The sequence below is a fragment of the Arthrobacter luteolus NBRC 107841 genome (genome assembly GCF_001552075.1).
Classification (GTDB): domain Bacteria; phylum Actinomycetota; class Actinomycetes; order Actinomycetales; family Micrococcaceae; genus Arthrobacter_B; species Arthrobacter_B luteolus.
On record NZ_BCQM01000003.1, the window covers coordinates 111440 to 132319 of the forward strand.

18 protein-coding genes are annotated in these 20880 nt (G+C 63.6%); 8 read left to right on the forward strand and 10 right to left on the reverse strand.

The features are described from left to right. The first annotated feature begins 240 nt into the window (after nt 1–240). Genes AL3_RS07290 through AL3_RS07320 form a run of 7 tightly spaced genes read left to right on the forward strand, consistent with a single transcriptional unit; the run spans nt 241 to nt 8334 of the window. Nucleotides 241–2112, forward strand: coding sequence for an ABC transporter substrate-binding protein (locus tag AL3_RS07290; RefSeq protein WP_066298720.1), 1872 nt, complete (start codon nt 241–243; stop codon nt 2110–2112). A gap of 7 nt (nt 2113–2119) precedes the next feature. Continuing rightward, nucleotides 2120–3154 carry an ABC transporter permease gene (locus tag AL3_RS07295; protein ID WP_066298723.1) on the forward strand — a complete coding sequence of 345 codons (1035 nt, stop codon included), beginning with the start codon at nt 2120–2122 and terminating at the stop codon, nt 3152–3154. Then, on the forward strand, nt 3151–4092 hold the full coding sequence (locus tag AL3_RS07300; RefSeq protein ID WP_083521540.1) for an ABC transporter permease: 942 nt from the start codon (nt 3151–3153) through the stop codon (nt 4090–4092). Before AL3_RS07295 ends, AL3_RS07300 begins: the two co-directional genes overlap by 4 nt. Further along, nucleotides 4093–5802, forward strand: coding sequence for a nickel ABC transporter ATP-binding protein NikE (gene nikE, locus AL3_RS07305; protein ID WP_066298725.1), 1710 nt, complete (start codon nt 4093–4095; stop codon nt 5800–5802). 50 nt (nt 5803–5852) lie between these two features. Beyond that, on the forward strand, nt 5853–6728 hold the full coding sequence (locus AL3_RS07310) for a S66 peptidase family protein (RefSeq protein ID WP_205054140.1): 876 nt from the start codon (nt 5853–5855) through the stop codon (nt 6726–6728). After that, nucleotides 6725–7573, forward strand: a complete 849-nt coding sequence (locus tag AL3_RS07315) for a serine hydrolase (RefSeq protein WP_066298727.1) — start codon at nt 6725–6727, stop codon at nt 7571–7573. Before AL3_RS07310 ends, AL3_RS07315 begins: the two co-directional genes overlap by 4 nt. Beyond that, entirely contained in the window at nt 7570–8334 is a 765-nt protein-coding gene (locus AL3_RS07320; protein WP_066298730.1) for a serine hydrolase, read from the forward strand. The genes AL3_RS07315 and AL3_RS07320 overlap by 4 nt, the downstream gene beginning before the upstream one ends. A 116-nt stretch (nt 8335–8450) precedes the next feature. Here the strand turns inward: AL3_RS07320 and AL3_RS07325 are convergent, their stop codons facing one another. Together AL3_RS07325 and AL3_RS07330 are read right to left on the reverse strand one after the other, a co-directional pair. After that, complete coding sequence (locus AL3_RS07325; RefSeq protein WP_083521542.1) at nt 8451–9011, reverse strand: Hsp20/alpha crystallin family protein; 561 nt, start codon at nt 9009–9011, stop codon at nt 8451–8453. A gap of 237 nt (nt 9012–9248) precedes the next feature. Continuing rightward, the gene (locus AL3_RS07330; protein ID WP_066298732.1) at nt 9249–10718 is read right to left on the reverse strand and encodes a glutamate-cysteine ligase family protein; all 1470 of its coding nucleotides are present in this window, start codon (nt 10716–10718) and stop codon (nt 9249–9251) included. 168 nt (nt 10719–10886) lie between these two features. Here AL3_RS07330 and AL3_RS07335 point away from each other — a divergent pair, with 168 nt between their 5' ends. Continuing rightward, nucleotides 10887–11081 carry a hypothetical protein gene (locus AL3_RS07335; protein ID WP_066298736.1) on the forward strand — a complete coding sequence of 65 codons (195 nt, stop codon included), beginning with the start codon at nt 10887–10889 and terminating at the stop codon, nt 11079–11081. Nucleotides 11082–11235: 154 nt separating this feature from the next. Here the strand turns inward: AL3_RS07335 and AL3_RS07340 are convergent, their stop codons facing one another. The 8 genes from AL3_RS07340 to mmsA form a co-directional block, all read right to left on the reverse strand. Continuing rightward, entirely contained in the window at nt 11236–11907 is a 672-nt protein-coding gene (locus tag AL3_RS07340; protein ID WP_066298739.1) for an ABC transporter ATP-binding protein, read from the reverse strand. Nucleotides 11908–11909: 2 nt separating this feature from the next. After that, complete coding sequence (locus AL3_RS07345; RefSeq protein WP_066298742.1) at nt 11910–13415, reverse strand: ABC transporter permease; 1506 nt, start codon at nt 13413–13415, stop codon at nt 11910–11912. Between the two features lie 101 nt (nt 13416–13516). After that, the gene (locus tag AL3_RS07350) at nt 13517–14641 is read right to left on the reverse strand and encodes a Gfo/Idh/MocA family protein (RefSeq protein ID WP_066298744.1); all 1125 of its coding nucleotides are present in this window, start codon (nt 14639–14641) and stop codon (nt 13517–13519) included. A gap of 94 nt (nt 14642–14735) precedes the next feature. Beyond that, on the reverse strand, nt 14736–15995 hold the full coding sequence (locus AL3_RS07355; protein ID WP_066298746.1) for an MFS transporter: 1260 nt from the start codon (nt 15993–15995) through the stop codon (nt 14736–14738). Beyond that, the gene (locus AL3_RS07360; protein WP_066298748.1) at nt 15992–16612 is read right to left on the reverse strand and encodes a winged helix-turn-helix domain-containing protein; all 621 of its coding nucleotides are present in this window, start codon (nt 16610–16612) and stop codon (nt 15992–15994) included. Before AL3_RS07360 ends, AL3_RS07355 begins: the two co-directional genes overlap by 4 nt. A gap of 149 nt (nt 16613–16761) precedes the next feature. Further along, nucleotides 16762–17844, reverse strand: a complete 1083-nt coding sequence (locus AL3_RS07365) for a substrate-binding domain-containing protein (RefSeq protein ID WP_066298750.1) — start codon at nt 17842–17844, stop codon at nt 16762–16764. Nucleotides 17845–17901: 57 nt separating this feature from the next. After that, nucleotides 17902–19197 carry a multiple monosaccharide ABC transporter permease gene (gene mmsB / locus AL3_RS07370; protein ID WP_066298752.1) on the reverse strand — a complete coding sequence of 432 codons (1296 nt, stop codon included), beginning with the start codon at nt 19195–19197 and terminating at the stop codon, nt 17902–17904. Further along, nucleotides 19194–20765 (reverse strand): multiple monosaccharide ABC transporter ATP-binding protein, encoded by a 1572-nt coding sequence (gene mmsA / locus AL3_RS07375; RefSeq protein WP_066298753.1) that lies wholly within the window; start codon nt 20763–20765, stop codon nt 19194–19196. Before mmsA ends, mmsB begins: the two co-directional genes overlap by 4 nt. Nucleotides 20766–20880: the final 115 nt, after the last annotated feature.

Here is a 20880-nt window from a genome sequence, read left to right on the forward strand (position 1 = left end):
CTCTCCTAGGCGTAGTACAACACAGGTTCCGTGGGAAGTGGAGCGTTTCGGGAATGTTTCAAACTGTTGGATTTTGACAACTATAGGACAGTTGCGGGATTAGTTTGCCGTTCTATATGTTGTACTCAATCGTTCGTGATTTTGGGTTTTATTGCGGGTAAATGTGCATCGAAAACGATGTATCTGCATGCAATATGCGTCTTCAGCATTATCAGTTTCACAACAGAAAAGAGCCTCCACATGGTGTTCCAACGCTGGTCCATACGCTCGAAGTCTCTCCCGGAACCCGGCGCAGGGGAGGTCCGGCGGCACCGCGGCCGCACGGCGGCGGCGGTTCTGGGGGCCGGGGCCATCGTTGTCTCCCCGCTGGCCTTGGCAGTACCGGCGCAGGGAACCGCATCCACAGCTCCGATGCTCAAGGCGGCGCTGATCGGTGACATCGATACTCTCAATCCGTTCCTTTCGGTCCTGGCTACCGGGTCGGACATCCTGACGTTCCAGTATGAGAACCTGGTTCAGTTCGGGGCGGAAAACAATGAAATCGTGCCCGGGATCGCGGACAGCTGGGAGACGTCGGAGGACGGTACGGTCTGGACCTACACGCTTCCGGGCGATGCACTGTGGTCCGACGGCGAACCGCTGACGGCCGAGGACGTGGCCTGGACGTACAACGCCATCATGGAGATCGACGAGCTTAAACAGGCCAACGGCTCGCTGGTGGAGAACTTCGTGTCGGTTGAGGCGCCCGATGACACAACGGTCGAAATCACACTCTCCGAAGCCCAGGCACCCAATCCGGGTGCTGACATCCCGGTTGTGCCGGAACATATCTGGGGCGCTCTTGAGGACCCGGCCACCTTCGAAAACGCAGCTGACACCGTTGGAAGCGGACCGTTTGTCATCACCAGCTATGACCAGGCAGCCGGTGTGCAGCTCGCTTCCAACCCGAACTACCGTCACGGGGAGGCCAAGGTCAGCGGCCTCACCTACGTTCCGTACAAGAACACTGATGCAGCTGTCCAGGCGCTAAAGACCGGTGAAGTGGACATTGTCAGCGGCCTGACCCCGGCCCAGTTCCAGGCGCTGGAATCCGAACCCACCATCACAGTCAACGAAGGGACAGGCCGCCGCTACACTGCACTGGCCGTCAACCCCGGTGCCTTGGACTCGGACGGTAAACCGCTGGGCAACGGAAACCCTGCCCTGCAGGACCAAGTGCTCCGCCAGGCCATTGCACGTGCTGTCGACAACGCAACCCTGCTGTCCAAGGTTCGCCAGGGGCTTGGAATTCTCGGTACCGGAGAGGTGCCCACCACCTATCCGCTGTATCACTGGGATGCGGCACCCGAGGAGCTCGTGCTGTCCTTTGATCCGGAAGCCGCCAACAAAATGCTGGACGACGCCGGATATACCGCCGGCCCCGACGGCATCCGTGCGGACAAATCGGGAAATCCGCTCTCCCTGCGCCTGATGGGGCGCAGCACGGACCCAACCCACCAGCAGATGGCTGACTACATCAAACCCTGGCTGCGGGACATCGGAATCGACGTCACCACAGAGATGAAGGCTCCAGCCCAGGTAAATGACGATTCCACGGTAGGCAACTACGACATGTACTTCACCGGATGGGGCATGGGGCCGGATCCGGACTTCCAGCTCTCCATCAACCAGTGCTCCTCGAGGCCTAACGCGGACGGCACCGGAGCCACCAGCGAATCGAACTGGTGCTCCCCGGAATTCGACGAACTTTACCTTGCGCAGCACACGGAACTCGACCAGGAAAAGCGCAGTGAACTTGTTATTCAGGCGCAGAAGGAAATCTACAACGCTGCCGTAAACAACGTAATCTATTACGGCAGTGCGTTGGAAGCGTATCGTTCGGACCGCTTTACCGGATTCGTGACGCAACCATCCGAATCAGGTGTTATTTCCTCGCAGAACGGTCCGTGGGGACTCTATAGCGCAACGCCGGTTTCCGCCATAGACACCGCATCTGAAACCTCGCCGTCACCGGCACCGTGGATTGTGGGCGGTGCAGTTGTCCTGGTGCTCGTCGCAGGGGCGGTCGTCCTCCTTCGGCGCCGGGCCGCTACTGCCGACGACCGGGAGTAACCCCGCCATGTCCGGAGTGCTGAGCTCCGAAATTGAAGCAGTAACCGACCATGACGAACCAGCAAGAGGGATGTCCTGGCTCCGGTACGCCGGCAGGAAAGCAGGCGGAGCCGGGATCTCCCTGATTATGGTCGTCATCCTGGGGTTCTTCGCCTTCCGGATTCTGCCCGGTGATCCTGTCAGGTCCATGTCGGACGGGCGGCGGGTCAGCGCGGAGCAGATGGAAATCCTGCGCAGTCAACTGGGACTGGACCAGCCGCTGCTGGTCCAGTTCTGGACCTACCTCACGAACCTCCTGACCGGAGACCTGGGGTACTCCTACACCTACAATCAGCCGGTGGTTCAGCTGATCGGAGACCGGATGGGAGCCACCCTGCTCCTCACCGGATCCGCAGCGGTCATCTCCGTCCTGCTTGGACTATGGCTCGGGCAGAAGGCGGCCTGGCGGCGGAATTCACTGTTCGACAAGCTGCAGACCGGACTGGCGCTGGTGTTCTGGTCCGTGCCGACGTTCTGGCTCGGCTTGCTCCTGTTGCTCCTGTTTGGAGGAACTCTGCGCTGGTTCCCTACCGGCGGCATGGTCACGGCCGGAAGCTCACTGACCGGGCCTGCGTACATCTGGGATGTTGCCATGCATATGGTGCTGCCTGTCCTGACTATGGTCGCCGTGGTTTACGCACAGTACCTGCTGGTCATGCGTGCGTCTTTGCTGGAGGAAATGACGTCCGACTACCTGACCACCGCCCGCGCCAAGGGCCTGAAGGAGGATCTGGTCCGGCGCCGGCACGCGGTGCCCAACGCCCTGCTGCCCACCGTAACGCTGATCTTCCTCACTCTGGGCGGCCTGGTCGGCGGCGCGGTCACGGTCGAAACAGTTTTCTCCTGGCCCGGGCTGGGGTACCTGACCTTCCAGGCACTCAGTGCGCCTGACTTTCCTGTTCTTCAGGGCACATTCGTGGTGTTCTCCTCCATTGTGATCCTGATGAATTTCCTGGCGGACCTGCTGTACAGGGTCCTCGATCCAAGGCTGCGTACGTCATGACCAATCAATCGACCCGTAATCCGGGAGACACCGCACCACCCGCCGGCCAGAACGGCCGCAGCAGCGTCGCCGCCCAGCGCCGCCGGCAGCGCGTGGCAGAGGTGTGGCGCGAATTCCGTTCCAGCGGAACCGGTATGACGGGGCTCGTGTTCCTCCTGGCGGTCATCGCATTGGCTGTACTCGCGCCCGTCCTGGTCCCGGCCGAAACGCTCGACGTCACACGCATCGACACACCCCAGAACCAGCCGCCCACCCTCGCCAACCCGCTGGGTACCGATCCGGCTGGCAGGTCCATCCTGGGCATGCTGTTGTGGGGGGCCCGGATCTCGCTCCTCGTCGGCTTCGCCGCCACGATTGTCTCCGTGGTTATCGGAACCGTGATGGGCATGGCTGCGGGACACTTCAAGGGGATGACCCAGGGAGTCCTCATGCGCATCATCGACTTCTTCCTGGTGGTCCCGTCCCTGGTACTGGCCATTGTGCTTTCATCGGTCATCGGCCCCGGAGTACTCACGATCATCGTGGCCATTGGGGTGACTTCCTGGGCCAGTACGGCCCGTCTGGTCCGGTCCCAGACCCTCACTGTCGAATCCCGTCCGTACATTGAACGGTCCTGGGCGCTGGGTGCTTCCGACAGCCACGTCATTTCCCGGCATGTACTCCCCGCAGTGATGCCCCTCGTGATGGCCAACACCACGCTCACCGTCGGATCCGCCATCATCGCGGAGTCAACGCTGGCCTTCCTTGGCCTGGGTGACCCCAGCACCATTTCCTGGGGATCGATGCTGAAAATGGCGATGGACACGGGGGCTGCGACTGGCGGCTACTGGTGGTACGTCCTGCCCCCTGGCATCGCGATCGTCGTCGTCGTGCTTGCCTTTACACTGGTAGGCCGGGCGTTCGAAGCGGTCATCAACCCCACTTTGCGAGGTCGCTAAATGCCCAAGCTTGAATTCAAAGACGTCCGGATTTCCTATGAGACTCCTGCACAAAGCGGACGCGGCACGGTGTCCGCCGTCAACGGGGTGGACCTGATCATCGAGGCTGGATCATCGGTGGGGCTGGCCGGGGAATCGGGCTGCGGAAAGTCCACCCTGGCCATGTCCGTCCTGCGGCTGTTGCCCGCCAACGCGAGGATCTCAGGGAGCATCCTGCTGGGAGATGAGGACATCTCCACCTTGAGCTGGGGGAGGCTGCGCGCCGTGCGCTGGAGCGAAGCAGCCATTGTTTTCCAAGGGGCAATGCACTCCCTGAATCCCGTTCAACGGATTAGGGATCAGATCGGTGAGGCCCTGTCGATCCACGCCACGGGGGAGCAGGCGAAATACAAATCCGAGCAGGAACGCAGCAGGCGTGTCAGCGAACTCCTGGCACAGGTAGATATCCCGGTCAGCAAGGCGGGCAGCTATCCGCATGAGCTTTCAGGCGGCCAGAAGCAGCGGGTTATGATCGCCATGGCCCTGGCGTGTGAGCCGGAAGTCATTATTGCGGACGAACCCACCACGGCCCTGGATGTTATTGTCCAATCCCAGGTTCTTGAACTGCTGACGGAACTGGTCCGCAGCCGCGGTATCACGCTGGTGATGATCAGCCACGATCTTTCCGTCCTGGCAGCCACCTGCTCACGGATCGTGGTGATGCAGGGCGGAGAGATTGTCGAGGACGGTCCTTCGGCTCAGGTGATGCGCAGCCCGCAGCACCCTCACACTCAGGCACTGGCTGCAGCCTTCCCAATCATCGGGGATCCGGCCTCCCGGCTCAGCCTGCCCAAATACACCGCTCCCAATGCGCCGTCGGCCCCGGGCGCGGAGGCCAAGCCGCAGGACGGGGTACGTCCGGAACCACTCATCCGGGCGGAGGACATCACGGTTCGTTTCGGCGGAGGGAATGGGCGGGGGACGACGGCGGTCGACTCCGTGTCGCTGGCCTGTGGGCGGGGTGAAATTGTGGCACTTGTGGGTCAGTCCGGTTCAGGGAAAACAACCCTGGCACGGACGATCCTGGGACTGCAGGCACCTTCTTCGGGGCAGATTACCTTCGACGGCAAACCGCTGGGCCGCGGCCGGGCTGCCCTCAAGGAATACCGGCGCCAGGTGCAGTTTGTCCTGCAGGACCCATCCGCGGCGCTCAACCCCAAGCACTCGGTCTACGAGGCAGTCGCGGAGGGACCGCGTCTGCACAAGCTGCAGCAGGCCGAGCAGGACACTGTTATCCAGGCACTGGTCTCAGCGGAGCTGACCCCGCCGGAGCGGTTCCTTTCGGCAATTCCCCAGGAGCTGTCCGGTGGGCAGCGCCAGCGGGTGGTTATCGCCGGAGCGCTGGCCCTCGATCCCGCCTTTATTGTGGCGGACGAACCGGTGGCAAGCCTGGATGCATCAGTCCGCGCGGAAATCCTGGCCTTGCTGCTCAGACTTAAATGCGAACTCGGTCTTGGCGCTCTGGTCATCACGCACGACCTTGGACTGGCGTGGAACATAGCTGACCGTGTGGCTGTGATGTACAGGGGAAGGATAGTGGAAGAAGGCCGGACCGAGGACGTGCTGCTCAGGCCTCGGCATGAGTACACGAAGAAGCTCCTGGCAGTCGTCCCGGCGAACAACACGCTGGACGACGCCGGCGGCGATGACCGCAGCGAGGCGCGGCTGTGACGGGCCGATCCGTGCCGGCCCCGCTGCAGCCCGGCGACCGAGTAGGAATTGTGTGCCCGTCAGGGCCGGCCTCCGCGGAACGGCTCAGACAGGCGATGGAGCTGCTGCAAAGCTGGGATCTGGTGCCTGTACCCGGTCCCAACGCCCGGGCCGTTCATCCACGGGCCGGCTACCTGGCCGGTACCGACGCCGAACGCGCCGCCGACCTGCAGGACGCCTGGTGCGATGACACGCTCAAGGCGGTCTTCTGTGCCCGGGGCGGGTACGGCGCGGTGCGGATCCTGGATTTACTGGACACGGACAAGCTGCGGGCGGCTGCGCCCAAGGCGCTCTTCGGCTCCTCCGATGTCACAGCCCTGCACGAGTTCTGGTCTGAGCAACTGGGATTGGCTACCTGGTTCAGCCCCATGATCGGAACCGATGCCGTCCTCGGGGATGACATCGCGGCCGAAGACCTGCACAGCGCGGTTTTCGGGACCCACCCGGGTGTGTACCAAGCCGGGACCGGCGCCCGAACCATGGTCGCTGGAAGGGCCACGGGAGAACTCACCGGCGGAAACCTCAGCCTTCTTGCCATGACCACCGGTACGCGTGGACGAACGCGGAAGCGGGCCGAGGGAAAAATCGTCCTCCTCGAAGACGTCACCGAGGAGCCATACCGGCTTGATGCCCTGCTCCACATCCTGCTCCGTTCCGGGTATTTCGAGGGTGCAGCCGGAATCGTACTGGGAACCTGGGTTGAATGCGGCGAACTTACGGCTGTCCTCGATCTCCTGGACGAAGTACTCTCGCCCCTCGGTATCCCTCTGGCCTCCGGATTTCCCCTTGGGCACGGTCCACAGGCCCGCAGCATCCCGCTGGGAGTGCGGGCTGAACTGCACGCGGGTCAGGAAGCTGTATTGACCCTGCAGGGATCCCGCGGATGAGCGTGGTCTCCGCTTACAGCGACGGTAAGCCGTTCATCTCCTGCTGCCTGCGGGATCCAGCCGGGAAAATTCTCCTGGGGCTCCGGGAAGATGAACCTGTCTATTCCGCCAGCACGATAAAGGTGGGTGTGCTCCTGGCGGCAATGGAACAAGTCGCCGCCGGACGGCTGGACCTTTCCCAACCGCTAACCGCCACCCGGACGTTTTCCAGTCGAATCAGGGGTGCCGGAACCTATGACTTCGATCCTGAAGAAGTCGACGAAGCGATGATCCCGGGCACCCTCATGTGCCTGGACGATGTGCTGCGCCGGATGATCGAGGTCTCCTCCAACGAAGCGACCAATATGGCAGCAGCCCTTGTCGGCCTGGACACAGTTGACGCCGCCATAAGCAGGTCCGGGGCCTCCAACTCCGGAATGGGCCGGTTATTCGGAGACTATGCTGCCTTGGCCGCCGGATTTACGAACGTAACCACCGCCTCGGACCTCACCCTGCTGATGCGCGCGGCGGCGACGCGGGAGGGCCCCACTGGGGAAGCCATGCGCGACTACCTGCGTGGGCAGCGGCACCTTGTCATCGCGGCCGAGCTACTGGCGGTCCAGGGGACTGGGGGCATGAAGCTGGACTGGGGGAGCAAGTCAGGCAGCGTGACGGGGATCGAGCACGACGTTGCCTTCTTCCGTCCCAACGGAGGCGGCCTCCAGGACGTTTACACCCTGGCCGTATGTACCAGGGGCTACGCACCGGAGCATGCGCAGGAGATTATTCGTGCCGTAACAGCCTCGGCCCTGCTTCCGGCAGGGCTCATTGCCAGCGTGCCAGCGTGGTCAGGAGACAAACCATGAACGGGCCCCGCATAGGATTCTGCCTCACCGACACAACTGGCAGGGTCCTGGCCTCCCGCGGTGATCATGCTTCGTTTTACGGGGCAAGCACGGTGAAGCTTGGTGTACTCCTCGCCTTGGCGGAACGGATTGACACCGGTTTGCTGGCCTGGGACCTGAATTTGCCAAGCCGTCACTGGTTCTCCAGCCGGATAGCGGGCGCCGGCGAGTTCGGCTTCGTCCCTGGTGAAGTCGACCACGGTATGCCATCAGTGGGCACACCCGTGACTCTCCGGGATCTTGCCGGGCGGATGATCGCCTTCTCCTCAAACGAGGCAACCAACATCCTGGCTGAGCTGATGGGCCTGGATGCGGTTAATGCCGCCTTCGCCCGGGTGGGAGCGGAAGACGCCGGCATGGACCGTTTGATCGGCGACTATCCCGCCCGGGAGGCCGGCTTCTCCCACGACGTCTCGCCGCGCGCGCTCGCCATCACCATGGCCGCCGTCGTTTCGGGGCGGGCCGCCAGCCCGGAGACGACGGCGGTGCTGCTCGGTATGCTGCGGGACCAGCAGTATCCGGTCATTGCGGATGTGCTCGGTCCTGGCCGGGACTGGGGCAGTAAATCAGGCTGGGTGGACGGGATCGAACACGATGTAGCCTTTGTGGGCCCTGCGGATTCCGGCGGGGAGACCTTGTGCCTGGCGGTGTGCACGGAGGGCTATGCCCCCGATCCTGCGAAGGAAGCCATCCGGGCGCTCGCCGCGGTGTTGTTGAACTGAACCAAACGGTTCCTTTCGGCCGGTATCCCGGGCTGGGCCCGGAAGTATGCACTAAGTACAAGCAGCACAGAGCCCGGTCCGAGTGGACCGGGCTCTGTGCTGTCAGGTCCAGCCAGCTAGATGCCGGCGCCGTCTGAATATCCCGGCTGGGACGAACCGGTTCCGGAACCTGATGACGTGCCTGTCCCCGTGCCGGAGCTGCCAGAAGAGCCAGCACCAGCGGAGGAGCCGACCGAGGCGGAGGACGTTTCGCCCTGAATGACGTTTCCGCTGTCCTTGTAGGAGGCGGAAACTTCAATCTTCCGGGGCTTGGCCCGCTCGCTGACGGGGATAAAGACGCTCAGCACACCGTTTTCGTACTTCGCGGAAATACCGTCGATATCAATGCCCTGGCCAAGGTTCAGCTGCCGCAGGAAACTTCCGGACTCACGCTCCCGGGTCAGCCAGGTGGCGCCTTCCGGGGCCTGGATGGTGCGCTCAGCGCGGATGGTCAGAAGCTGGCCGTCCACGTCCACATCAACGGATCCCGGATCGATTCCCGGCAGGTCCGCGTTCATGATGTAGTGGTCGCCCTCGCGGTACAGGTCGATCGGCATCAGCCGCAGCCTCTGCCGCGGATCCAGGAGAGCGCCTGCTACCCGGTCCAGTTCGCGGAAGGGATCGAATTTCATCGCCATTCTCATCAACTCCTTTTCACCGTCCCGCCGGGGCGGTGAGCTGTGTTCGTCACTGATAGAAATCAAACAACCAGAAATGAATAAACGAAGGGTCGACAACTTGAGCCGACTACGCTCAAGTGTGGAATTAGATTAGCACTCTCATATGGAGAGTGCCAATGATCACAAGGTAACTCCCGCCGGCTACTTCCAGTGTTGGCCACCCGCCGCGCTCCTGCCTAGACCGGACGCCGCTGGCTAGTCCAGCGGCCACAAATGCACCGGCTCGTTGCTGTGCATGTGGTGCCAGTACCGCCGGGTCATTTCGGACAAGGCCGCGGTCCGGCCGAAACCTGCAGCCTCGAGCTTCCCCAGCACCGCGATCTGCCAGGAAGCACCGTTCTGCTCGCTGCGCGCCCGTTCCCCAATAACGCCGAGGTAGCGTGCGATGCAGGCTTCGTCCACGCCAAGTTCCCGCAGCCCGTCCGCGGCCATGGGGACGAGGTGCCGCACCACGAGTTCCGCCACGGGAATGTCACCAATGCCCGGCCAATAGACCGAGGCGTCCAGCCCCAGGCGGGAGCACGCCAGGAAATTGTCCGTGGCTGTCTTGAACGCCATTCTGGTCCAGAGCGGACGGTCGGCTGTCCGCAGCGTATGGACAAGACCGTAGAAAAACGCCGCGTTGGCGGTAACATCCAGGACCGTGGGTCCGGCCGGCAGGGTGCGGTTTTCCAGCCGCAGGTTGGGTGTCTCGGTGCCGGGATCGTAGATCGGCCGGTTCCACCGGTAGACGGTGCCGTTGTGCAGGCGCAGTTCCGGCAGCAGCGGGGCGCCGGACTGGGTGGAACCCGAACCGGCAGCGGACACCTCGGGCAGCAGAGCCGGAAAATAACGGACGTTCTCCTCGAAGAGATCGAACATCGAGGTGATCCACCGTTCACCGAACCAGACCCTGGGCCTGACCCCTTGGTTCCGCATTTCCGGCGGACGGGTGTCGATGGCCTGTTTGAAGAGTTCGATGCGCGTTTCCTGCCACAGGATACGTTCCATAAACACGGGGGAGTTGGCGGCCAGGGCCACCTGTGGCCCGGCGATCAGCTGGGCTGCGTTCCACGCGGGGGCAAAATCGGAAGGGCTGACTTCCAGGTGCAGCTGCAGGGAGGTGCAGGCAGCCTCCGGAGCAATGTTCGCAGCATACCGGGACAGCGTTTCCACCCCGGTGAGCGACAGATACACGTCCTCGCCGCGCGCCTGGAGGACGGAAGTGTTCAGGGCCGCATACCGCGCCCCGGAACTGATCCAGGCATCTCCGTCGAGAACGGCCGGGGTGAGTGTTGGAAGAATTCCCACCATGAGGATGTTTGCTTCGGCCTTGGCTGCCAGCTCGTCTGCCCGGTTGAGCTGGCGCCGAAGGCTCGCTTCCAGTTCCTGCAGGCCCGCTGCCCGGATCGAGAGCGCCGGATGATTCATCTCGATGTTGAAGGCGCCCATCTCGGTCTGGAACGCAGGATCGGCAATTTGTTCCAGCACGGAAGCATTGCGCAGGGCTGGGGTGAAATCGTCATTGGTCAGGTTGAGTTCAAGCTCGACGCCGATGCTTGCGGAGTCGGCGAATTCAGCGGTGCCCAGGAAACCGGCAAATCTGTCCAGGTTTTCCAGCAGGCGGGCACGGTAACGGGTCCGCTGCTCGCGGCTGAAGGACTTGGAGGAGACTTCTGCGCCCATGGATGAAGGTAACCACGGCTGCGGGATGTTGTATAGCGTGCCGGCGGGCTTGGCTGGAAAGCTCCCGGGGGCCTGTTGTGCCGGGCCCGCCTGTGCCTAGTCTCGTTGAAGGGGAACCAGAAACGGGCGCACCGCAGGCCCACCGAAAGCCCATGTAAGGAGACAGAAATGCAGATCGGAAAGCAGCAGATTATCGATTTCCTGAAGAGCAAGGGCAGCAGCGACCAGGCGGACCAGGCGGAATCTGAATTGCCGGACCAGGTGGATACCGACAAGGACTCGGGTCTGCTCAGCAAGCTGGGTGTAAATCCGCAGGATCTGATCGGTAAGTTCTCCGGCGGCCTGGGTGGCCTGGGCGGGTAGCCCGGACGAGTCCCAGACCGACGCTTAGGAACCCCGAGCTTAGGCACCCGGCGCTTAGATACTGGGCGACTAGATACTGGGCTCAGGAACCGAAGCTTGGAAACCAAGGGCAGGGGCACCCGGTTCGGGGGCCCCTGCCGTTGGTTTGCAGCGGTTACTCTTCGACGATCTGGCCTTTGAGCAGCCGCAGCCGGCGGTCGGTTTTCCGGGCCAGGGCCTGGTCATGGGTGACCACCAGGATGGTGGTGTTCTCCCGCCGGCAGAGGTTCCGCAGGAGCTCGATGATCAGCTCACCGGTTTCCTCATCCAGGTTGCCGGTGGGCTCATCCGCCAGGATCAGCTGCGGCCGGTTCGCCAGGGCACGGGCTATGGAAACGCGCTGCTGCTGCCCGCCGGAAAGCCGGTTGGCCTTACGCCCGTGCAGCTCCTCCGTCAGCTCCACGCCGTTCAGCAGCTCACGGGCCCGGGCGATCCGGCCGGGTTTCGGGACACCGGCGAACTCCATGGGCAGCATAACGTTCTCCAAGGCCGTCAGGTTCGGAATCAGGTTGTACTGCTGGAACACAAAACCGATGTCATTGCGCCGGTAGTCCGTCAGTTTACCGTCCGGCAGGGCAGAGATGTTGACGCCGTTGACGATCACGTCTCCGCTGGTGGCTTTGTCCAGGGCGCCCAGGATGGAGAGCAGGGTGGATTTCCCGCTGCCGCTTTTGCCCAGGATCGCAGCAAAGGTGCCCTGCGGAAGGGTGAATGAGACGCCGTTAACCGGCTTGATCCTGCTGTCACCGGTCTTGAATTCCTTGACGACATTCTTTACTTCAAGCATGGTTATTCTCCTCGCAGGACTTCGATCGGCCGGATGCGTGCTGTCAGCAGAGCCGGAACCAGGGCACCCAGAACCGCGATGAACAGGATGCCCGCCGCACCCAGTCCGATGGTGGCCGGACCCACGGATGTGGTGACGGTTCCGATCAGGTCTGCGGTCTCGCCAAAGGGGCCTCCACGCATGGAGCCGCCGCCCGGCCCACCCGAGCCGGCGTCGGGTGGAGTGCCCATGGCCTGGCCGCCGGATTCCGGTGGAGCCTGCAGCTGTCCGCCGCCGGCCTGCCCGCCTCCGGGAACCGCAGCGGCGGCAGCGGTGGTGCCGGTATCGGTGCTGCTGTCCACCAGCGCCCCGGCGATTGGCCCGCTTGCTCCCATGGCGATAGCCGATCCAACCACGGCCCCGAGCACCACCAGGACAACGGCTTCGAGGACGAACTGCAGTCCGATGGTCTTGTTCGAAGCGCCGATGGCCTTCAGGACACCGATCTCCCGGCGGCGCTCACGGACCACCATGATCATGATCAGCAGGACGATCAGGGCGGCGGTCACCAGGGCGGCGACGAAGCCGATGAGTGAAATCGCCTGCACGCTGGCGAGGGAATCGACAGCTTCCGACAGGCCGGTGGAGCCGGCAGTGACATCCACCCGGTCTGAACCGAGTTCTTCGAGGAGAGCGGCCTGGACCGGCTCGACGTTCTCCATGCTGTCGACTGTCACCGAGATGGTGCTCAGTTCCCCGGCCTGGCCGCTCAGCTCCTGCGCTGCGGCGAGCGGAAGGTAGAGGGTGTTGTTGTCGAACTCCGTGCCGGCGTCGAACACTCCCGTGACGGTGAACGTGCGGCCCAGGGCTTCGAAGGTGGAACCCGTGGTCAGCCCGTTCTTCTCTGCCAGTGCGGTTCCCAGCAGGGCCTGCGTGGAGCTGGCCGAGTAGTCAGCGATGGCGGAGCCTTCGGTCAGGGTCAGCGCGTCGACGCCGGTGTCCATGGCGCTGCTGATCCCGGTGGCTGTGATGGGGAGGGAGAACGCGGGCATGGCCTGGCTGTCCGTGGAGCTGTCTCCGTTATTCCGCTGGCCCAGGGTGCCGGCTTCGACGGCGGATTCCAGGCTGGTGGAGCCCGCGGTGGACATCCCGCCTCCGGGTCCGCCCCTCTGGTTCTGGCTGGCTCCGGTATCCGCGGCGTCGGTTCCTTCCGTGGAATCGCTGGCCGTGGACAGGCGCAGGGCCAGGGTGCCTGACGCGGCAGAAACGTGATCTGCTCCCTGGATGGTGGCCAGGTCCTGGTCGGTGAGCGGTTCGCCTCCGCCTTCAAAACCCCGCGATCCCGCGGGGTTGACGGTGAGTTCCGTGCCGATTTGGCTCTTGAGGTCCGAGACCTTCGCGGCAACCGCTTGATGGGCGACCAGCATGGACAGGGCTAGGCCGATGGCCACCGCAAGAATGACGATGACGGCGCCGCTTCGCACTCGGTTGCGAAAGGCGTTGCCCATACTGCGGGCGAGAATGTTCATTTTTCCTCCGGGGACGCTGGTTCTGCCACAGCTTTCAACCTGCGGCTAGACCAGCATCCCGGGGGTTGCTGTGCCTGCCGCTGGGTTGGGCTGTGGCAGGACTATGCGGAACCTGGGAGTTTGCTCAGCGTGTGCAGTGAGTGCCGCGGAGCGTCGTCGTTGGGGTAGCGGACCCCAAGCTGCGCCCGGGCCTCGTCAAAGAGCTGCATGGTGCGAAGAGAATCCGACCACGGCATGGTGGGGCTTTCGAGCAGCCCTTCCTGGATGCAGCGGGTGACTTCGCGGATCTCGTATGTGTAGCCGTTACCTACCTGCTGGAAGCGCTCAACCCGTGCCTCGCCCAGGTGCTGCTGGATATGCAGTTCCACGGGATTGTGCAGGGGCGCCCCGGTGCGGACCCAGCCCTCACTACCGGAGATCGTGGCCGTGCGGGGACCGGAAGAGAGCAGGGAGGACGTCAGCTGGGCCAGCGCCCCGGAATCGTAGCCCAGTGTGAGGGCGTTCTGGGTGTCCACGCCGTCCTTGTTCAGCGACCCCGTGGCCTGCACACGCTGTGGGAAGCCGAGGGCCCCGACGGCGAGGGTCAGGGGATAGACCGCGAGGTCCAGGAGCGCGCCGCCGCCGGCCGCAGGATCCCAGAGCCGGTTTGCCGGGTTATAGGGTGCCGGAAACCCAAGATCGGCCTGCACCCAGTTGATGGTGCCCAGCTCGCCGCTGGCAAGGATTTCCCACAGCCGGTTGATGCAGGGGAGGAACCGGGTCCAGACGGCTTCCATCAGGAAAACCTCACGGCGGGCGGCAACCTCCATCAGGTCCGCCATTTCGGCGGCGTTGATGGTGATCGATTTTTCGCACAGCACGTGCTTGCCGGCTTCGAGCGCTTCGCGGGCCAGCTCATAGTGCTGGGCGTGGGGAGAGGCGATGTAGACAACGTCGACGTCCGGATCGTCAAAGAGCTGCCGGTGGCCTTTGCCCCGGGCCTCGTCGTCGCAATAGCTGGCAGCGAACCCGAACCGGTCCGCAAAGTCCACTGCCGTGGACTCGGAGCGGGAGCTCACGGCCTGCAGGACAGCGTCCTCAAGGCGGGCAATGTCTTCGGTGACCCGGCCCGCGATGTGTCCGGTGGCCACGACGCCCCACCTCAGGATGCGGCCGGTGGCCTGGACCGGGCTGGGCGCCCCTTGAAGGACACACGGCGGTGTGTGAATGTACTGCGGGGCGCTCATAGTCCTCGGCTCTCGGTAAGTGGCTTGGCCAGCTAGTGTCTCGGCAATAGAACTACCTTATGGTCCGGGGTGGCTGCTGCCCAGTCCCGGATGGCTACACTGCCGGGTCTGCCGCCGCCTGCGGAGCGTCCGGATCCAGCGGCTCCGGCCGGCGGCGGGCCAGCAGGGGCAGGAGCGCCGCCAGGCACATCACCGATGCAGCGATGGTTAGCGCCCGGTAGTCGACGACGGAGATCAGCACCGCAGCCAGCGCGGAGGAGGCTACCTGGGGAAGATTGATCATCACATGCGTGGCGGCGGCGGTGCGGCCCTGGAGCGAGGAAGGGGTTTCCGACTGGCGCAGCGTGTTGAAGGAGACCACGGCCAGGGAGACGCCGGTACCGGCAAGGGCAACCGCCAGGAAAAACAGCGGAACCGAGGCAGTGGCCAGCAGCGGAATGCCAACCGCGAAAACCGCGATGCCGATCCGCAGGCATCCGGAAAGGCCGGTCCGGCGGATAACTGCCGCTGCGGACAGCCCGCCAATGATCGCAAACACCCCCTGGACGCTGGCGAGCACGCTGATGAATTCCGGCGGCAGCCCGGCACCCTGGTCCACGGCAGCGAATTCAGTGACGTTCAGCGCTCCAGCGCCGCAGACCAGGATCACGATCGCCAGCGTGGCGGTGCGCAGCACCCGGTGGCGGGCCAGGAACACCGCACCGGCCATCGACTCCGTCCAGAACCCGGGCCGGCTTTCCGGGGCAGCCTGGACAGCTGGGGCCGGAAGCCCCGCGAGGACAAGCGCGGACACCGCGAAACAGCAGACGGTCAGCACAACGATCGGCGCCATGCCCCACAGTGCAAACAGCCCGGCACCCAGCAGCGGGGACACGATCCGCAGGCCCTGGTCGATGCTGGTCAGCAGCCCGTTGCCGGGAGCCAGCAGGCGTGGTTCCAGCAAGTCCTTGAGCAGTCCCGACTGCGCGGCGGCGGTGAGGTAGGAGCCGGTGCCGTACAGGAACATCACCGGATAGATCAGCCAGGCCAAGGTGGCATCGCTGATCAGCAGCAGGGGCAGGACGACGGCGGCAGAGCCGGCGTTGGCTGCGACGAGCAGCCCGCGCCGGGGGAGATGGTCGGCGAGCCAGCCGGTCACCGGAGCAAGGAGGGCGGGCAGGCCCAGGCAGGCAAACACCAGTCCGGCCGCGGCATCACTGCCGGTCAGGTGTTTCATCCACACAGCGGCCGTGAGGTAGAGGGCTGAGTCGGCGAAATTGGAGAAGACCCACGCTGCGGACAGGCGCCGGAACGCCGGCACGGCCAGGGCCTGGCGGTTGGTGCCGGCCCCGGCTGTGTCCGCCAGGCCCGTCATGGCGCGTCCGGGGAGGGGACGGGCTCGAAGTTGGTCACGCTGAAGTAGTGGACTTCGCGGCTTCCGGGCGGCCGCAGCGCCGGGTTGGTGCGGCGGGGTGCCAGCTGGTCCAGGAGTTCCATGATGTCTTCGCGGAGAGCTTTCAGCTCAGCCGGCGTTGCGTAGAACGTGCTCTTGAGGATCGACGCCGCGTCGACGTCTTCGGAGGCCAAGTCGCCGGAGGTCCGGACCCAGTCCATGATCCGCTCCGACTCCCGGGTGACCAGGAGGCCGGACAGTGCGGCCAGGGCGTGCTGTGAGCCGGGGACCGCGGGGTCAACCGAATGGGTGCGGCTCTGCTGCGGAGACCGCCAGGGTTTTTCCCGTCCCGGCTGCTGGACCTGCTCGATGTAGCCGTGTTTCGCGAGGATCCGGAGATGGTAGGAGCAGCTGGCCACGGACGCGCCGGTCGCAGCAGCACACTGGGTGGCTGTGCCTTCCGGGACCTTATCCAGATAGTCCAGCAGGGCCAGGCGGAGCGGATGGGCCAGGGCCCGGATGCGGACCGGATCGGAGATCTCAGCGGAGCGTCCGGAGCCGGACGGTCGGGGTTCGGGCGAATCTGTCTGCGGGGCCATGCGCCCATCCTGCTTGCTAAAGACTTCTTTAGCAAGGTTTCTTTAGAATTAATTTCCCGGACCGGAGAAACCCGGAAAAGCACCAGCCGGACAAGGAAAAGCCCGGGCCGCCTTCAATGAGGCGGCCCGGGCAGTGTTCCTAATGACCCTTACTTGACCAGAGCGGCCAGCGTGGGATCGTTGGCGTACGCCTCGGCGGCGTTTTCCTTGGTAACGATCACCGGTTCCAGCAGGTAGGCCGGAACAATCTTGACGCCGTTTTCGTAGGACTCGTCGTCGTTGATTTCCAGTTCCTCGCCGGCCCCGAGGCCCTTGACCATTTCAATGGTGTGGTCCACCAGGGCGCGGGTGTCCTTGTTGATGGTGGAGTACTGGACGCCGTCCATGATGGACTTCACCGACTCAACCTCGGAGTCCTGCCCGGTGACAACCGGAACCGGCTTACCGGCTGCGGAGACAGAGGTCAGGATGGCACGGGCCAGCGTGTCATTGGGGGAGAGGACACCGTCCAGCTCCTCGGCGGAGTAGGAACCGGAGAGCAGGGTGTCCATGCGCTTCTGTGCGTTCTCGGCCTTCCAGCCCTGCGTGACAGCCTGGTTGAACTCGGCCTGGCCGGAGACAACGTTCAGGTTGCCGGCTTCAATTTCGGGCTGCAGCACGTCCATGGCGCCGTCGAAGAAGACCTGGGCGTTGGCATCGTCGGGGGATCCGGCGAACAGTTCAATGTTGTACGGGCCTTCGGGCTTGTTGGCCTTCATACCGTCCAGCAGCGCCTGGCCCTGCAGCTGGCCGACCTTGAAGTTGTCGTAGGCCACGTAGTAGTCGACGTTCTCGGTGTTGGTCAGCAGCCGGTCGTAGGCAATGACGGTGATACCGGCATCCTTGGCTTCCTGCAGCTGCGAGCCAAGCTGGGCGCCGTCGATTGCGCCGACCACCAGTACCTTGACGCCGTTGGTGATCATGGAGCTGATCTGGTTCTGCTGCTCGGACACGCCGCCGTTGGCGAACTGGACCTGCGGCTCGTAACCGGCTTCCGTGAGGCCGTCGTTGAACAGGCCTTCAGCAAGGACCCAGTTCTCCGAGGTCTTCTGGGGCAGGGCAACGCCAATGGCGGATCCCTCTTCGAAGCCGGCGGCGTCAGTGGTCCCGGACTCGTCGGCACGGCCGCAGGCTGACAGCGACAGTGCTGCCACCGTGGCGACAACTGCAAATGACTTTGCGATTTTACGCATCGTGTTCTCTTTCTGGGTGGGTGGAGCGGGCGGTTTGGTGGTGCGGTTCAGGGGGACTTAGGCGTCCGTTCCGATGGTGGACTTGGTGCCGGTGGGCATTTCGGGCTTCGGATTCACCGGAGCCGGTACGGAAAGCTGGTCCGGTTTCCTGCCGAAGCTGCGCATCATCAGGCCGGTGATTGAGGGCTTGCCCTGGGATTTGTTCCACACATCGAGGGCGACTGCGACCAGCAGGACCAGGCCCTTGATGATGGAGGTGAGGTCGGCGCCGATGCCCAGCAGCTGCAGCCCGTTGTTGAGGACCGCCATAACCAGGCCTCCGACGACGGAACCAACCACGGTGCCGACGCCGCCGGACACTGCGGCGCCCCCGATGAACACGGCGGCAATGGCGTCGAGTTCCCAGCCGGTTCCGTCAAACGGACCGGACGCCGTGGAGCGGGCCACGAAGATCATGCCTGCCAGCGAAGCGAGGATGGACATGTTCATCATGACCAGGAAGTTGACCTTCTTGCTTTGCACGCCGGAGAGCTCGGCGGCATGCAGGTTGCCGCCCACCGCATAGACGTGGCGTCCGATCACTGTCTTCGTGGAGATGAAGACGTAGAAGATGACCAGGGCACACAGGATGATTCCGGAGATGGGGAAGGACGTCCCGGGCCGGCCGGTGGAGAAAAGGTACGTCGCGTAGAGGATGGCGGCGACCAGAAGGCCGGTCTTGACCACCGAGACCCAGACGGGCGGGTTGGCCGATCCGATCTTGGCGGTCTTGGCGCGGCGCCGGATTTCACCGACTACGACGACGGCGGCCAGGAGCAGGCCGAGCAGGAGGGTCAGGTTGTTGAAGCCCGTGTTCGGACCGACCTCCGGAAGGTAGCCTGCGCCAATGAACTGGAAGTCCGAGGAGACCGGAACGGTGTTCGACTTCCCGACCCACTGGTTCGCGCCGCGGAAGATGAGCATGCCGGCCAGCGTGACGATGAAGGCTGGAATGCCGACATAGGCCACCCACATTCCCTGCCAGGCGCCGATGGCGGCACCGATGAGCAGGCCAAGGAGGATGCCGCCGTACCAGGGCAGCCCCCAGTCCCGCATGGCCATGGCCACGATGATGCCGGTGAAGGCGGCGACCGAGCCGACGGAAAGGTCGATGTGCCCGGCGATGATCACGAAGACCATACCAACGGCGAGGATCAGGATGTAGGAGTTGCCGTTGAACAGGTTGATCATGTTCGTGGGCGTCAGGGTCTTGCCGCCGGTCAGCCACTGGAACAGGGCAATGAGTACGACGAGGGCGAAGATCATGCCGAACTGGCGGCCGTTGCCGCTCAGGAGCGCTTTGACTGCTTTCATGAGAGGGGTCCTTGAGTGGCGTAGTCTGTGGTCTTTTTCCCGGCGGAGGTCATCAGCCGCATCAGCGTTTCCTGGCTGGCATTGGCCTTGGAGACTTCCCCGGTGATGGCACCTTCGAAAATGGTGTAGATGCGGTCGGAGAGGCCCAGCAGCTCGGGCAGCTCCGAGGAAATCACGATCACGCCCTTGCCCTGGTTGGCCAGCTCCTGGATGATCCCGTAGATCTCGTACTTGGCACCGACATCGATGCCGCGGGTAGGTTCGTCGAGGATCAGCAGATCAGGATCGGTGAACATCCACTTCGCCAGGACCACTTTCTGCTGGTTGCCGCCGGAGAGCTTGGCGACACCTTCGTCCACGCTGGGCGCCTTCGTCCGCAGGCTCTTGCGGTATTCCTCGGCGTACCGGTACTCCAGGTCCCTGTCCACCACCACGCCTTTGGTGATTTTCTGCAGGTCAGCGGACACGGTGGTCGCCTTGATGTCATCCAGCAGGTTCAGGCCCAGGCTCTTGCGGTCCTCGGTGACGTAGGCCAGGCCGTGGCGGATGGCCTGGTTCACCGACCTGAGCGTCAGTGCCTCGCCATCCTTGATGATTTCCCCGCTGATGAAGTTGCCGTAGGAACGGCCGAAGACCGAACGCGCCAGTTCGGTTCGTCCGGCACCCATCAGGCCGGCGAAGCCGACTATCTCCCCGCGGCGCACCTGGAAATTGGAACCCTTGCAGACCAGGCGGTCAGCGACACTCGGGTGGCCCACCGTCCAGCCCCGGACCTCGAAGAAGACTTCACCGATCTTGGGGGTGTGGTCCGGGAACCGGGATTCCAGTGAACGTCCGACCATGCCCTTGATGATCCGGTCCTCGTTGGCACCGTCCCTGGCGACGTCGATCGTCTCGATCGACCGGCCGTCGCGGATGATGGTGATGGAGTCGGCGATCTGCTCAATTTCGTTCAGCTTGTGGGAAATCATGATGCAGGAAATCCCTTTGGAACGCAGCCCGGCCATCAGGTCGAGCAGGTGCTGCGAGTCCGACTCGTTCAAGGCCGCGGTAGGTTCATCCAGGATGAGCAGCTTGACCCGCTTGCTCAGCGCCTTGGCGATCTCCACGAGCTGCTGCTTGCCGACGCCGATGTCCTTGATCGGGGTGGTTGGATCCTCGTTGAGGCCAACCCGTGCCATGAGCTCGGTGGCCTCGAGATTTGCCCGGTCCCAGTCGATAATGCCAAAGCGTTTGGGCTCGTTTCCGAGGAAGATGTTCTCCGCAATGGAAAGTTCAGGGATGAGTGCGAGTTCCTGATGGATGATCACGATTCCGGCTGCCTCGGAACTCCGGATGTCCTTGAACTGGACTTCCCGGCCCTGGAAGAAGATGGCGCCGCTGTAGGTTCCGTAGGGATATACCCCGGAAAGGACCTTCATCAGGGTTGATTTGCCCGCACCGTTTTCGCCGCAGATAGCGTGGATTTCGCCGGCCTGGACGGTGATGGAAACCTCTGAGAGGGCTTTGACTCCGGGAAATTCCTTGGTGATGGACTGCATTTCCAGGATGGTGTGCCTAGCCGGCATTGGTGTATTCCCTGCCATAGGGGCTTCGGGCGCCCCGCGCCCCAGTTGCCCGAGCTGCAATCGCTGCTCGCATTAATGCCTCCCATTGTGACTTCATTGTCTAAACGCGGACCCT

Coding starts and splice junctions, on each gene's coding strand:
- AL3_RS07295 (WP_066298723.1), top strand. CDS start 2,120: ATGTCCGGAGTGCTGAGCTCCGAAATTGAAGCAGTAACCGACCATGAC.
- AL3_RS07300 (WP_083521540.1), top strand. CDS start 3,151: ATGACCAATCAATCGACCCGTAATCCGGGAGACACCGCACCACCCGCC.
- AL3_RS07320 (WP_066298730.1), top strand. CDS start 7,570: ATGAACGGGCCCCGCATAGGATTCTGCCTCACCGACACAACTGGCAGG.
- AL3_RS07350 (WP_066298744.1), bottom strand. CDS start 14,641: ATGAGCGCCCCGCAGTACATTCACACACCGCCGTGTGTCCTTCAAGGG.
- AL3_RS07340 (WP_066298739.1), bottom strand. CDS start 11,907: ATGCTTGAAGTAAAGAATGTCGTCAAGGAATTCAAGACCGGTGACAGC.
- AL3_RS07335 (WP_066298736.1), top strand. CDS start 10,887: ATGCAGATCGGAAAGCAGCAGATTATCGATTTCCTGAAGAGCAAGGGC.
- AL3_RS07345 (WP_066298742.1), bottom strand. CDS start 13,415: ATGAACATTCTCGCCCGCAGTATGGGCAACGCCTTTCGCAACCGAGTG.
- mmsA (WP_066298753.1), bottom strand. CDS start 20,765: ATGCCGGCTAGGCACACCATCCTGGAAATGCAGTCCATCACCAAGGAA.
- AL3_RS07315 (WP_066298727.1), top strand. CDS start 6,725: ATGAGCGTGGTCTCCGCTTACAGCGACGGTAAGCCGTTCATCTCCTGC.
- mmsB (WP_066298752.1), bottom strand. CDS start 19,197: ATGAAAGCAGTCAAAGCGCTCCTGAGCGGCAACGGCCGCCAGTTCGGC.
- nikE (WP_066298725.1), top strand. CDS start 4,093: ATGCCCAAGCTTGAATTCAAAGACGTCCGGATTTCCTATGAGACTCCT.
- AL3_RS07365 (WP_066298750.1), bottom strand. CDS start 17,844: ATGCGTAAAATCGCAAAGTCATTTGCAGTTGTCGCCACGGTGGCAGCA.
- AL3_RS07290 (WP_066298720.1), top strand. CDS start 241: ATGGTGTTCCAACGCTGGTCCATACGCTCGAAGTCTCTCCCGGAACCC.
- AL3_RS07325 (WP_083521542.1), bottom strand. CDS start 9,011: ATGGCGATGAAATTCGATCCCTTCCGCGAACTGGACCGGGTAGCAGGC.
- AL3_RS07355 (WP_066298746.1), bottom strand. CDS start 15,995: ATGACGGGCCTGGCGGACACAGCCGGGGCCGGCACCAACCGCCAGGCC.
- AL3_RS07330 (WP_066298732.1), bottom strand. CDS start 10,718: ATGGGCGCAGAAGTCTCCTCCAAGTCCTTCAGCCGCGAGCAGCGGACC.
- AL3_RS07360 (WP_066298748.1), bottom strand. CDS start 16,612: ATGGCCCCGCAGACAGATTCGCCCGAACCCCGACCGTCCGGCTCCGGA.